The organism is Niastella caeni, from assembly GCF_004834005.1.
Lineage (GTDB): Bacteria > Bacteroidota > Bacteroidia > Chitinophagales > Chitinophagaceae > Niastella > Niastella caeni.
The window spans coordinates 165473-179343 of the sequence record NZ_STFF01000010.1 but is presented as its reverse complement, the minus strand read 5'-3'; the positions used below and the strand labels follow the sequence as shown (position 1 = coordinate 179343).

Below are 13871 nucleotides of genomic sequence, written 5' to 3'. Positions count from 1 at the left end.
TGGTTTGTGGTTTGGGTTGTTGGTTTGTGGTTTGGGTTGTTGGTTTGTGGTTGGTGGTTGCTGCCGCGCTTTGGAAAATTATTATTACCTCCCCCGCACTGAGGTGCCGGCATAAAAACAATTAAGTTATTTCAATAAAAAAGGCATCAGGTCCTGGGTATTAATTCCAAGATCTAATGCCTGTTATTATAAATTCATTAAAGCAGTTTAATAGTACAGATAGTACGGGTTAAAGCTGCCGTAATAACTATATATTCCCGGACATAAATTTCTATCCGGGAAATAAGGTGTTTTTAAGTTTAACAGCTTATTCCGGTGAATCCAGTTTTGAACTGCATGTAATCGTTTTTCACTATTATGCCCCAAAAAGAAAGCCTGCCCCCGGTATATTACTCCAAAGTACATTGTTCCGCCACGTAAATCAGGGTTCTTCTCGAGATCGGGATTCCACATTCCTTTGCCTTCTTTGGCAATTGGGTTGTCACCCTCCGTATCTATTGCATCGCCCTGAGCCTCGCCGGTAATCATACTGCCACCAACGGCAAGGGTAAGTTCATCATTCACTCTAAAGGTTATTAATAGTCCGCCTGTTCTGCTCCGGTCCTTTCCATCTCCAAAGTAATCTTCATCGAGCCTTATTGCCACATCACCTAACTTTAAAGTAACAGCACCAATTCCCTGTTTTGTTTTCCCACTAAAATGCGAATACGAATATCCTGCTCCATACGTGGTGTTTCCATCGTAATAACCAGCAAAACCACCTGCATACCAGTAATTGCTGCTCCCTGCTGCTTCGCCTAAACTGCTTACCCCCGAATTAAATCCTATACCAACACTGGCAGAATAGGCAAAATCGCCTATTAAACCACTTGCATTCAAACTTGCGCCGCCGGTAAATCCACTAGTACCATACCCTATCATCGGCGATACGCTTAAAGTGAAATTCTCCGACTCATAGATTGGGATAGCTGGCATAAACCTGTTTGCCTGACTTACACCGGCAGCCAGAAGCGCGCCGCCCACAGTTGTTATGTTTGCTCCTCCCAACCAGCCGCTTATGGCGCCTGAAACAGCCGACATAACGATCTGTCCGAAACTCATATCCCCGTCGTTCACTATCAGATCAACTGCAACATTTACTGCAGCGAATATGATCGGAACAAACCACACTACCTCGCCATTCGGATCGGTATATTTTAATGGATTATTGAGCGCATATGCAAACCGGTTGTACCCCTGGGTATCATCCAGGCCCATAATATAGGGATCGGGGCTAAGCATACGACCGGTTGTGGGGTCGTATAACCGGGCATTCATGTTTATGAGGCCAAACTGAGGCAAATGTTCATGCCCTGTGTATCCTCTAACTAACCACACAGGTGTTGGTTGCACACCGTTGTACTCCCAGGTAAGCGCATTTCTTTTTCGGCCCCAGGCATCGAAGTTTTGTTGGGCAACAACTGTTCCCTGCTCATTGGTAACAGTTAAAATGCTGCCCAGGTAATCTTTGTATACTGCATAAGCCTGCCCGTTTACGATCATGGCACAAAGGCCATTGCCACCGGCAACGTAAATGATATCGTTGGTTGTACCGTTAGAAATTGTTTGCCTTTCAAAGCCTTCCAGGAACAAACGGGTTTCTGTTAGCCCGCCCGCCACCTGCACGGTTTTAATGCGACTGTTATTTACGCCATAGGAAAAGTCGAGGGTTTTTCCATTTTGATCAAGGTGCAGCGGCCGCTGAAAGCTTGTATACGTAGCAGTAAATTTACTGGCGTTTGCATCTACCGCCGCATTGAGCGGACTGATATACGCAATTGCATTCGGCTTGTTGTTTTGGTACACATACGTTCCCACATCTGATCTTTGGGTAATGTTACCTCTGTTGCCGGCTGCTGCATCGTATGTAATGGCAAACTGCTGCACCGTATTTACCGCAGCACTTGTTAACCGGTTGAGGTTATCATATTCAAATGTTTCGGTAAGGTTCAGGATCGCATCCCTGCGACTGGTCAAATTCCCTGTTTGATTATTGAACACGAAATTCAGGTCCTGTACACCCGGTGTATACAGGCGGGTTGGCAATCCGTTCTCATAAGTTGCGGTACTTGTTTTTCCATTTACCAGTGTGTATTGCGTGGCCTGCCCCAAACCATTTACAGCAACGGTATTGTACAAAACTTTTCCGTTGCTTGTAACCTGTGTAAGCATGCCGGCTGTATTATACTGGCTTTGAACCGTTACATTATTTGGATAAATGATCGCAGACTGGTTACCTTCTGCATTATACTGGTATGTAGTAGTAAAGGTTCCTGTGCCTGAAACTGTTTGTATTTTACCGGTGAGGCGCTGATATGCATCGTAATTATATTCTTCGGTAACGGCCGTACCGGTTACTTTTTTTAATTGCTTATTAGTGGCCGTGTTATAATATTCATAAGTGGTGGTCCCTTCTTTGGTTGTTTTTGAAAGCACTCTTTCGAGGTCGTCATAGCTCAAAGTAGTAACGTCGCCATTGGCATCGGTTTGTTTGGTAAGATGGCCCAATGCATCATATTCATATGACAGGCTTCCCAAATTAGCGTCGTTTACACTGACCTGCCTGCCATAATTATCCCAGGCGCCTGATATTACCTGGTGTTGGTTTAACAGCACCGTTGTTTGATTACCCTGGCTGTTGTAAGTATAGGTAAGCTGGCCGCCGTTATCTGCTGCGCTTATTATTAATCCGGTAGCATCTTTTGTTTGTGTACTTGCCTGGCCGGCCGCATTGGTAACAGTAACACTTGTTTGCCCGTTGCCTGGCATGTTATATGTATAACCCGATGAACCAAGCGGGGTGGTTTGCGTAATAATTCTGTTTAAATTATCGTATGCATAGGTAATGAGCTGAGGCGTTTCGGCGGAGTAGTAAGGCCGGCTGATCTCGGTTGTACGGCCCCTTGCGTCATATTTGGTGGTTTCGGTTGTCCATTGGTTATTCCATCCCAATACCTGTTTTTTGATAACACGTCCCAGCTTATCATACCAGGTCTTTTCATCGGGCGCTACACCATCCGGGTAATCGTTAAGGCTATAATACAACTGGTTGCCCGACACATCCCATCCCCTGGAATGATTGATAGTATGGGCCAGTGGAGTAATTGTTTTTTTAAGCGCGCCGAAACCATCGTATTCATAAGTGGTAGTAAGAGAGCCTGCTGAGCCGTCACCCTCCGTTTCTGTCAAAGGTTTGCCCCAATAAGAATGATAAGTAACCGACTTGGTAACTGTTACAGCACCGGTTTGCGTTACGTTCTTAACAGGAAAGCGGCGACTTGCATCAATTGTAATTGTAGTAGTAACGTTTGATTTACCGGGTACCTGGTTAACCGATCCGGTAACGTTTCCATAAGGGTCGTAACTATATGTTATAGTGGATGCAAGCGGTGTACCGCTCCAAACCGTTTTTGTTAAAGGCAGGCCCCTGTCGGCCGTATACGTGTATGCCGTTGTTTTTGAAAAAGCCGGAGAACCATTGCGGGTATTAGTGGTGGTTGTTTGCGTTGGCTGTAAAGGAAAGATGGCCTTGCCTGCCTGCTGGTATGTTGTTGTGGTAACAGCAGTTTCAATAGCCGATACCGCACTACCCGTCCAGTATCCGGTGACCACTGTTTGCGAGGTTATATTGCTGTAAGCATCGTACTGACTAGTGGTATTTTTGGCTGCTTTCGAAAGCTGGTCTATTTCTGTATTGCTTTGAACCTCGAATTTGTAACGGCTTACCGGGTAATACCTTGTGCTGCCATTACTAATGGTAGTAATAGCAAAGGTTTTTAACACTTCGCTCATCAATGTATTATTGAGCCACGACTTTGTGCTGGCCGGAACCAATATGCTGTGCGTTGAATTTAATATATTATTGCTTTCAACTTTTGTATCAAAAGTGCTATTGGTAACAGTAACGCCTTTAAAGCCCAGTAATCCTTTGGCCCGGTGAACGATGGCATCGCGGTACTGGTACACATTGGTTTGTGTACCTCCAATGCCATTTGGCGACGACATGGTTGAAACAACAGTTATGGGCAGACTTACTGTATTGAATGGATAACTATTTTCTGAGTTAGCCGACCGGGTGTACAGGGTTGCGCCGCCGTTTGCAAGCGTGTTGTAGTTAAAAGTGGTAATGTTGCCGAAGCCGTCGGTAACTGTTTGAAGCCTGCTGCTGTTCCTGTCGTTAAAAAGTCCTGAAAAATAAAATACAGCATAGCCGGTACCATTGAGCGATTGCATCACCTCCGTTTTTCCATCGCCATTAAAATCACCTGTTTCTACCGGCTGCCTGAAATTGCTGATCATGCCCGACAGGTAAGATGTTTTAAAGGTGTAGCGGGGAGTATAACTATCAACAGGCTGAAAATTATAATTCACGTACATAACATATTCTCCAGTGGCACACACGAGATCGGGTGAATAGGAATCAATAACAGCATCAGGATATTGGCTCTGGAACCAGGCCCATTCGCTTTCACAGATCTCTGCCGTGTTATAAGTATATGTAGTATTATATGTGAGCCCCTTCATATAATACACTTCCTGCCGGGGGTAGTAACTGGTTTGTGTTGAACCGGGCCCGGTAGATATGGTTACAGGGTATTCATATGCATGCAGAATGTCTGTCAATCCATCTCCGTTATAATCAGCAGCAACAATTCTGTCGGGCCATGCACTGCTGAAATTCACCGCCCTTTGAAGCGTTATGTTACCCTCTACGAAAGCGGTACCGGTACTATAAAACATTCTCACCGATGTGCTGTTATTATATACACTCAACACATCCGTTTTCTTATCTCCGTTGAAATCGCCAACCTGAAGTACTTTCCCGGCAATAGAACTTATCAGGGGGGTAACGCCTATTTGTGTGCAGTTAAATAAGTACCCTGAGCTGGCCGGCAGCCTGGTTATTGTAAACACAAAAGCATTGGAAGCCTTAACTACCAAAAGTTCCTGTTTCCCATCGCCATCGAAATCTATAGGGTAAATTGCTTTTGCATCTTTAAACTGGCTGCCAAGATTTAATATTTCGGCATTTATTTCACCGGTTAATTTATTTACAAAGAAACCTTTCCATACATAATCGTAAATAGGTGTTCGGCGATAAACGATCCCCAAAATTTTTTCAACTTTCTCGCCCGATTGATACTGGCGGCCCAGCACATTAATAATATCAACACTGCCATCGCCATCAAAATCGCCCTGTATACTTGAGTTGGCATCTTTTAATACAAACCGGTAAGTGCCCTGTACGTCGACAGGATTGCTTATGGTACTTGTTGACCGTGTAACGGATGTACCTGAAGGCGTGAATTTGTCGATACTGAAATTATCAATATAATACATACCGTCGTTGTGCCAGTCACCCCTCGAATCCTGGTATTGGTGCAGGTTCTTACCAACTCTTACAGCATCATCAATGCCGTCTCCATCGAGGTCGGTATTGAGGTAAACAAAAGGATGATTCTCATCGTTTCCTTTTAAGTAGGTATTGGTATTGTACGATGCCTGCAATTCGTGCTTAGCCGGTTGAAAAGCACCAGAGCTGGCGGGCATCCCTACGTTTGTAATGAGATTATAGTAAGAAGAGGTTACATCTTTTATTTCGTTATCCTGAACATTATATTGAAGGTTGGCAACGACGAGATCAGATCTTCCATCACCATTATAATCACCCGGTGTAAGCGTCCAGTTATTGGAGCCTCCCACAACCGGGTAAGTTCCGGTTATTACTGCGGCATTCTCTTCCGACGATACCTGACCATAGTTGAATTTTGTAACTACCGATGTGTTATCGGTTCCAAATAGATCTACACGCGTAAGATAATTGCGCTGAAGAAGTGTTTCGTAGGTTAATTGCAGTTTTTGCTGTATAACATTATTCTGCAGTATGCTTATTTGAGACAGCAGCCTTGAATTAACGAGTTTACGGCCATTAATGAAAGCTAAATTCTGGTTGGCCCTGGTAACATAGGAAAACCTGATTATAGTACTTGCGTACGTTATTTGATATATAACAACTTCTGCGTCGTATTGTGAATACGTAAAGTTAATTTTGTTATTATTTACATCCGTTATGGCCGATACCAGCCAGCCGATAGTAGCGCTCAGCGACAACTTAGCATCTTCATTTTTACCATATTCAATTATGCTTCCATTTTTTTGTGTAACACGCCACCATAAAGGATTGCCGGCTGTTCCGCCAAATGACTCGACCTTTGAATAATTTTCTGTTTGTGTTTTGTATTGGGTACCATCGCCGCCATTTGTACCGGATACCGGCATAAGCAGTTGACCTTCGAGGTAAAAATTATCGTCGGCATTCAGCTTTAGCGGTTCTACTTTGCCATTGTAAAATTTAGCCTGGTTACCGCGCGTAATGGCGCTTAAGCCGTTTAAGCTCCAGCCCCATCCGGCCAGATCATCACCTCCCTGGGAGCTATATACTAACGATAAGGCAGGCTGCAAACCGGCAATACCAACAGGGGCGGGTATGGGAATGGAATAGGAAGCAGCGCCATTGGGAGAAACAGATGCCTGGCCATGTATTGACCCTACAGGCTTACTCTGGTCGGGTTGGGCATGGGCAATGAATACGTGGAATACCACGATGAGGATGAGGTATAATTCCTTTTTCATAATGGAATGGGGTAAAGTGCAAGTATTAAATGATGAGAAGTAGTTTGTGGATTGTGGATTGTAGAACCACAACGGGCAACATAGTTACTGCTTAATAACTTTTTTTGAAATAACAGTGCTTTTATCGATGATCTCGATGGAGTACATACCAGCCGGCAGCCTGCTAATATCGCACTGAATTTGCGTGCCGCTGGCCTTAAATTGCCTGTAAGTTCTACCATTAATATCAACAATGCGTATTACGGCGTTATCCAGCGCCTGTAAAAAGGTAACATTAAAGCGGCCTGTTGTAGGGTTTGGGTACAATGCTTCTACCTGCTGTACAACTATTTTTTGATCCTGTTCTTTTTCCGTAGCGCCGTTGGTGTTGGCAATAATGCCCATTCTTCCGCCGGGTGGTGTATTGTTGCAGATATAATCCCTGCTGAGCACATTTCCTGCGGCATCGTAGGTGTATTGTAAACCGCATTGACCGTAAGGAATTGTTTGAGCTTGTGAATGGAAGAGAAAAGAAAATAACAAAAGGAGAAGGAATAGCGAATACTTCATAGCGTTAGTTTAAGGTTTATTGTATAAGGTTTAAGTTTAAGACGCAAGACACCCACCTTCGCTAAATGGTGCGCCTCAGCTAATGCTTCAACGACCCCGACGAGTCGGGGGACGGCGGGCAAGCATGCAGGTTAAGGTACAACTTTAAATTATAAAGTAGACAGCAACAAACATGATTTAAATATGAAATTCAAATATTATAAAAATACCTTCTGCATTCCTGGCAAAAAAATAGCGGGCAGTATGTTAGGTATACTGTCCGCTATTGCAACTTGTTATTGATCTTATTTTTGAATATCTAAAGAATCAGTTCCGAGACAACTCACAGCATCCGTTTTAATAAAATAAATGGTATGGGGTGTGAATGTGACCTGATTGTTTTCGAGTTTCAATGACCATTTTCCAATTTTTTTTGGATAAGGAGGAACAACATGCCAGCCGGTTATTGTATCTCTGTTCTTAATATATCCCTTAAACCAGGCATTATATGTTTTGAATCGCATTCCCCATACTATAAAAGTGGCCGGCAAATAAGCGATAATGGAATCGCCCTTTATTTCATATTGCCCCCGGGCCTTTCTGTTAGATTGCTTGTAGTATTCGCATGTAAAAGGAAGTGAATCAATATTCCCTCCATTGTCTCTGTATATACGTTGATCTTTTTTAAATACAATAAATGAAATGGTAGTAGTATAATCACTCGCCCTTTTGCCATTAGGCATTAAGGTTGTATCGAGCGTATTGTACATTCCATCGGTCCTTATTTTATCAGTGTTGGATGGCTGCGCATTCCATAGGGAGCCGGCTTCTTTGTGCCCTGCACATCCGGTATAAACCAATGATCCCCATAAAAAGATCAGCATACGTGCTTTCATAATAAGAGTTTAATGAAGAGCAAAAGCAATTCCAAAAGACCCGATGAACCTAAGATAAGATACATTAAGGAATATATGAGAAAAATCAGAAGCGGTAACCAACCGAAAGACCAAAGCCGACATTTTTAGCCTGTGTTTTGTCAATGCCGCCACCCGAGTCCATTTTGGGAGCAATATTTGCCAATCCCAATTGCGCATTCAGTTGAGCAGTAATTTTCTTTGTGAATTCATACCCAAACAACAGATTACCACCAAAATCAAAACGCTTCACATAATATTTGGCATCATACGGCGCGTCACTCCATTCCATATATGCTATTTCATTTTTAATTTTCACTTTACCCTCTTTATCATCCCTTTTTACATGGCCACCTATTGCCACGGCAAGGTAGGGACCAATCCCCATTAATAATTTACCAGGCCCGAACGCTGGCTTATATAAAAAGTTAACAGGAAGTTCAATGTACGAGATGCTTATTTTTATTTCCTTAGCGTGAAAATGATTCTCCAGTATGGCTCCTTTTGTACTAAACAATACGCCTGGTTGAATATAGAGATCTGATGTTATATGCATTTCTGCGGTGGCGCCAACATGGAAGCCGGTTTTAAGATCATAGTCCATATCATCTCCCCTGGGCCATTTGCTGTTGAGATCTTGCAGACTTATGCCAGCTCTGATTCCATAAGAAACCTGTGCTTTTGAGATTGATGAAAATACCATTGCTAATACAAGGACAAGAACAAAAACTTTTGATTTCATAGTTAGGAGTTGTTGACAAAGTAGAATTATAAAGTGGGGTTTATAGTAAAATGTATGATAAAAATTGCTTTAGCAAGTCCTTACTGAAAAGCAATTTTCGGTATAGCATTAAAGCAATTTTAATCCGTACCATCCAACTATTGTGAATACAATACAGCGAGTAATAACACCAATACAGCACCAGGTGACCAATTTTTTAATATTTGCGTTTAACCCTATACCTACAGCCAGGCTTATTGGTGCACCAACCGACATTGTTCCTAAAAACCCTAATCCAATTATGCCATACTTGTTCCACAAACGAAGCATCATAGGGTGCTTTTTTTCAGCAACGTCTTTAGTAGGCTTTTTTTTGTGAAAAAACGCCCTGATTTTATCGCCTAAAAAAGCCGCGACAAAAGTTCCAATTAAACCACCGGTAATGCTTGCAAAAAAAATTGTCCATGGCGATAATCCAAAGGCAAATCCGGCAGGGATGGCTGCATAGATCTCAAAAGTGGCAAGGCCGGCTACAGTAAGTGCTTTTAAAAACATAACTTAAAATAAAACCTGATTTTTTTAGGGTGGGGCGAATTTAACTGTTTAATATTTCCCGGATGGTTTTCGTGGTAATAAATATTGCCTAATTCTTCGGTAAATGTTAAAAGTAATCTTCTTTTCACCCGGTTTTTTATAAAAAAACGCAGATGCCTGATGGAGGTTCCGGGATCAAGTCAAATTCCTGGATCCCATTTTGACTGGTTACCTTACTTTGTTATACATCGGAGCAAGTCAAATACCTGGGGGCGAGCCTGTTCTTTCAGCTGTTTGCAGTCTGTTTAGGATCGTTATTATTTTTACAGGCAGCCAGCCATGGTGTTACATGATATTTCCTGATAATTAACCGGGGTTTCCTTTTTGTTGGTTTACGAAACCTGGTCATTCATTGCCATAACCTCTTTGTTGAATTGCAAGAGGCATTGTTCGGAATGCAGGGGCTATTGTTTGGATTGCAATGACCATCGTTTGATTGCTTTTGGGTTTAGCCAGTTGAGATGTTGTTTTCGCACCTGTGTGCCTTGCATTCCGGACAATGATAATCGCATTCCAGCTATTTTGTTTCCCCGTGTGATATCCTGGTATCGAAGTGCAGTTTAGCTACTTACATCGCTGTAAAAGCGGAATGGTGCTTACTTCCAATACGTATTTATGCAATTATCCTTGCTAAATATGAATTAACCCTCGTTCATTAACATAGATCAATTACGTATTATTTTGTATCGATCATTCTATATAGATCATCTATGACTAACAATGGAGCATCAGTTCATAACTATTCAACATAAGTATGTAACTTGTGCATGTAAGTACAGAACTTTACACGAAAGTTATGCACTTATTGGTCAATGTTGTATAGGGTTGCTCCAAAGTTTTATAAGGTTGCGCCAATGTTTAGTCAGGTTGCTCCATTTTTAAAAGATTGCTCCGGTGTTTAGTCAGATTGCTCCAATGTTAGTTATAGATGCGGCATAGTTAGTCATAAATGCGGCATATGGAAAAGCCGGTTCTAAAACCACCTGCCCGCCAATCCTTACGTCATTAAACACCGGGCACAAAGAAAGTTCAGCTTCAATTACCATTTTAAACTTGCAGAAGATGGCCAAAAAACGGCTGTTTTGACAGATGAAAAGCATAGAGCAATAGAAATAAATATCATCTTTATTAACTTTATATCAGCATTGATTCAGAGCCGGGGTTCAATGAACACCTATACGTCTGCAAATTCCGCCGGCGAACCATATTAACAAAAATGAACGACAACGACTTAAAGCGAATCTCAAGACTGGTTGCAATAGCTACACAATTGCAAACAAAAAGTCTTTTGACCGCCACTCAGCTATCCAAAAAATTCAACGTAAGCATCAGAACAATTTACAGAGACATTAAAGCTCTTGAAGATGCAGGCATACCTGTTTTAACAATAGATGGTAAAGGGTATTCGCTAATGGAGGGATATAAAATGCCGCCTGTAATGTTTACCGCGAGCGAAGCAAACGCGCTAATTACAGCTGAACAACTTTTATTATCGAATACCGACCGTTCATTTACAGGAGAATTGCTATCTGCTTTGAACAAAATAAAAGCAGTATTGCAATTTTCTACAAAAGAAAAAGTAGAATTTTTAGCAAACAGGATTGCTGTTAGCCCCTTATTGTTAAGAACACAAAAAAGCGATTTGCTTACACTAATCCAACATGCCCTTACCGAATTTAAGGTTCTCAATATTCATTATCATTCAATAGGTAAAAAAGAAAAAACAGTAAGGTTTGTTGAGCCATTTGCCTTGTATTATTGTATTGAGGAAAGTTGGGCGCTAATTGCCTATTGTAGATTAAGAAATGAGTTTAGGATGTTCAAACTTAGCAACATCCTAAAACTTGAATTGACTGAATTGAATTTTCAACCGCACAAAATGACTCTTCAGGAATATTTACGTGAAAAAGAAAAAAAATTCACCACCCCTGACACACCCTTGTCATAAGCCTGTTTCATCTTTGCTGCAACAAAGAACATGTATTACCCATTAAAAAACAGTATTATGAACCTGATGTCAGTTAGAATTATTACGGCCGATGTAAAAAAACTGGTTGAATTTTACAATCATATTACTGGTATATCTGCAATACAATACACCGATGATTTTGCCGAACTGCAAACCCAATGGGCCACTTTGGCAATTGGGAGTACCAGAACGTTACAGCTATTTGGAGGTGACGAGGTTGCAAAAGCCGCACAGAATCGAACAGCCATAATAGAATTTATCACTAAAGATGTAGATAACGATTACAAAAGGCTGGCTGATTTTCTTCAGCAATGCATTGTGCAGAAACCTACAACAATGCCCTGGGGAAACAGGTCGTTTTTATTCCGTGACCCGGATGGAAACCTTGTTAATTTCTTTACGCCAATTACGGCAGAAGCTATCAAAAAGTTTGACGGAAAGTTGAATAGCAGATAAGCATTAGCGTACCAATTAAAGCAAAAAGCCTGCAAATCATTGATTTTGCAGGTTTTATTACGTTTTGACATTTTTTTGTTTTGGGAAGTGGCCCAATCCGTGCTTTTTGAAAGAATCTCCCTTGAAGAATTGTCTAAATGTAATGTCTGTAGCCCTGCTATCTGACTTCAATAGAGTACCAACTTTTGATAAAACTTTATTAGCAATTTGATAATTATATTGTTTATTAAACAGCTTGAAATCATCAATATCAATAATAATAAGTGATAATTTAATGTTTTGTTTTCGGCATATTTCAATGGTTTTGGGCATAAGATCTTTAAATGCTTTTTCATTAAGCAACCCAGTTAATTCATCTGTATAAGTATCTTCCTGTAATTTTTTAAACTTTTTCCGCAAATAAAAGCGGGTAGATAATAAGGTAAACACTATAGAAATTATTAGTAAAAGCGTAAAATTAATTACGGTCAAACTTATACTCTTGTTAATAATGCTGCTAAAAGATGTATCGGCTGGAATAATCTTTGCCAAAAATAAAGTGAGCAACCCTGCTCCTACATATTTACCTATATCATAAATAAATTTTGACAAAGCATCTTGTCTGAATTTTCCAATAGATTTACTAATATAGTCCCACATTCTGTTCATGTAACCCCTAATTAAAATCACTTTTAAGTTAATTAATAAACAATGGTACAACTCTACCTTTTAAATCCTATTCTATCCCTATCTTCCCATTTCCTTTGTTCCGCTTTTTCATCCAGCAAGTTTTCCAGGGCATCATAAATTTGGTTGAGTTGGACATCATGTTCGCCTAAGCGCTCTTTAATTTGTTTTAATTGTTCTACCAGGTCGTTTTCCTTATAGACAACCCGCCTTATTTGAATAAAAGCTCTCATGATAGCAATGTTCATGTTTATTGCCCGATCACTATTTAGTATGCCGCTTAGCATAGCAACGCCCTGTTCAGTAAAAGCATAGGGCAACGCACTATTGGGGCGCCTACTTGGGTATGTCATCACAATTTGTGATGACATACTTTTCTGTGAACTCTCCATCTGCAATCTTACACTTTCCCACTCGTCTCTTGTTAGTTGAAACATAAAATCGGCAGGGAAACGCTTTCCATTCCGCTTTACAGACTGGTTAAATATTCTTGTTTCTACATCGTAAAGGGCAGCCAGATCCCTGTCAAGCATCACTCTTTCGCCCCTTATTTCATAAATTCTATCTTGAATACTTTGAATAATTTCCATTTTACTATATTTAAACTGTAAAAAAGTTTCTGTCCGCTCAGGCAACGATTAACCAAGTCAGTTGTCAAGTTGTCCTTGACAACTGAAATCTAATCGCTCCTGGTTAACCATCCGAGCAACCACATATCGGCTTTTCGCGATGCTTGATTAATATCAAGCAATAACTGGGTACAATGGTGATTAGTCTGCATAGTTTATTGATTAATGGTTAATGTCTTTATTTAAAACAATTTTAGTATCGGTTTGTACTAACCGCATCCTATAATAACCCAGGGATCTGATTTCTCCTGCTTTTTATATAACATATCCCGTTGCAGATCTTCAGGTTTTAAGGTAGAGAAATCGGAGAACCGTAAGCCAGTTAAACAACCCAATACATATAGGTCACGGTATTCGATGAAGTGAGGATGCGCGGAGAGATCAGTTTGGTAAATGGTGGCAATTAATCGGTAAGATCGATCGGCGCAATGATCTTTCTTTTCACCCGGTCTTTTTAAAGGAATTCACACAAATGTTCATCACTTTGGCCGGAATTGCAAACATTGGAGCTAATGTAGCCTTGTTTGAAACAACTGTAGCCTTTTATGGTGCAACCCTCGCTTTAATTAGTACATAAGTTGCTTTTTATAGTGCGCCCCTTGCCTTTTATGACTCATCCAAAGCTAACTGTGGCTCACCAGTAGCTTATTTTGGCGCGTACCTCGCTTATTTTAGCGCATCCCTTCGCAATTTCAGTGCATTAATAGTTTTTTTTGCCACAC

9 protein-coding genes are annotated in these 13871 nt (G+C 41.0%); 2 read left to right on the top strand and 7 right to left on the bottom strand.

Translation table 11 applies throughout. The features are described from left to right. Nucleotides 1-207: 207 nt before the first annotated feature. The 5 genes from FAM09_RS26635 to FAM09_RS26615 all read right to left on the bottom strand — a co-directional run bounded on the left by FAM09_RS26635 (nt 208) and on the right by FAM09_RS26615 (nt 9390). Nucleotides 208-6672, bottom strand: a complete 6465-nt coding sequence (locus FAM09_RS26635) for a polymorphic toxin type 23 domain-containing protein (RefSeq protein ID WP_136580214.1) — start codon at nt 6670-6672, stop codon at nt 208-210. A gap of 84 nt (nt 6673-6756) precedes the next feature. Next, nucleotides 6757-7221 (bottom strand): T9SS type A sorting domain-containing protein, encoded by a 465-nt coding sequence (locus FAM09_RS26630; RefSeq protein WP_136580213.1) that lies wholly within the window; start codon nt 7219-7221, stop codon nt 6757-6759. A 284-nt stretch (nt 7222-7505) separates the two neighbouring features. Continuing rightward, a complete protein-coding gene (locus tag FAM09_RS26625; protein WP_136580212.1) occupies nt 7506-8096 on the bottom strand; it encodes a hypothetical protein in 591 nt (196 codons plus the stop codon). Between the two features lie 85 nt (nt 8097-8181). Next, entirely contained in the window at nt 8182-8856 is a 675-nt protein-coding gene (locus FAM09_RS26620; protein ID WP_136580211.1) for a porin family protein, read from the bottom strand. A 108-nt stretch (nt 8857-8964) separates the two neighbouring features. After that, nucleotides 8965-9390 carry a small multi-drug export protein gene (locus FAM09_RS26615; RefSeq protein ID WP_136580210.1) on the bottom strand — a complete coding sequence of 142 codons (426 nt, stop codon included), beginning with the start codon at nt 9388-9390 and terminating at the stop codon, nt 8965-8967. A 1255-nt stretch (nt 9391-10645) separates the two neighbouring features. Between FAM09_RS26615 and FAM09_RS26610 the strand changes: the two genes are divergently transcribed. Then, complete coding sequence (locus FAM09_RS26610; protein ID WP_136580209.1) at nt 10646-11377, top strand: helix-turn-helix transcriptional regulator; 732 nt, start codon at nt 10646-10648, stop codon at nt 11375-11377. A gap of 57 nt (nt 11378-11434) precedes the next feature. Next, nucleotides 11435-11854, top strand: coding sequence for a VOC family protein (locus FAM09_RS26605; protein ID WP_136580208.1), 420 nt, complete (start codon nt 11435-11437; stop codon nt 11852-11854). A 57-nt stretch (nt 11855-11911) separates the two neighbouring features. Here the strand turns inward: FAM09_RS26605 and FAM09_RS26600 are convergent, their stop codons facing one another. Beyond that, a complete protein-coding gene (locus FAM09_RS26600; protein WP_136580207.1) occupies nt 11912-12502 on the bottom strand; it encodes a GGDEF domain-containing protein in 591 nt (196 codons plus the stop codon). Nucleotides 12503-12555: 53 nt separating this feature from the next. Beyond that, nucleotides 12556-13110 (bottom strand): ORF6N domain-containing protein, encoded by a 555-nt coding sequence (locus FAM09_RS26595; protein WP_136580206.1) that lies wholly within the window; start codon nt 13108-13110, stop codon nt 12556-12558. Nucleotides 13111-13871 lie beyond the last annotated feature (761 nt).

Excerpts from the sequence above, each read along its gene's own strand:
- FAM09_RS26635 (WP_136580214.1), bottom strand. The coding sequence starts at position 6,672 with ATGAAAAAGGAATTATACCTCATCCTCATCGTGGTATTCCACGTATTC.
- FAM09_RS26625 (WP_136580212.1), bottom strand. The coding sequence starts at position 8,096 with ATGAAAGCACGTATGCTGATCTTTTTATGGGGATCATTGGTTTATACC.
- FAM09_RS26600 (WP_136580207.1), bottom strand. The coding sequence starts at position 12,502 with ATGAACAGAATGTGGGACTATATTAGTAAATCTATTGGAAAATTCAGA.
- FAM09_RS26615 (WP_136580210.1), bottom strand. The coding sequence starts at position 9,390 with ATGTTTTTAAAAGCACTTACTGTAGCCGGCCTTGCCACTTTTGAGATC.
- FAM09_RS26605 (WP_136580208.1), top strand. The coding sequence starts at position 11,435 with ATGAACCTGATGTCAGTTAGAATTATTACGGCCGATGTAAAAAAACTG.
- FAM09_RS26620 (WP_136580211.1), bottom strand. The coding sequence starts at position 8,856 with ATGAAATCAAAAGTTTTTGTTCTTGTCCTTGTATTAGCAATGGTATTT.
- FAM09_RS26610 (WP_136580209.1), top strand. The coding sequence starts at position 10,646 with ATGAACGACAACGACTTAAAGCGAATCTCAAGACTGGTTGCAATAGCT.
- FAM09_RS26630 (WP_136580213.1), bottom strand. The coding sequence starts at position 7,221 with ATGAAGTATTCGCTATTCCTTCTCCTTTTGTTATTTTCTTTTCTCTTC.
- FAM09_RS26595 (WP_136580206.1), bottom strand. The coding sequence starts at position 13,110 with ATGGAAATTATTCAAAGTATTCAAGATAGAATTTATGAAATAAGGGGC.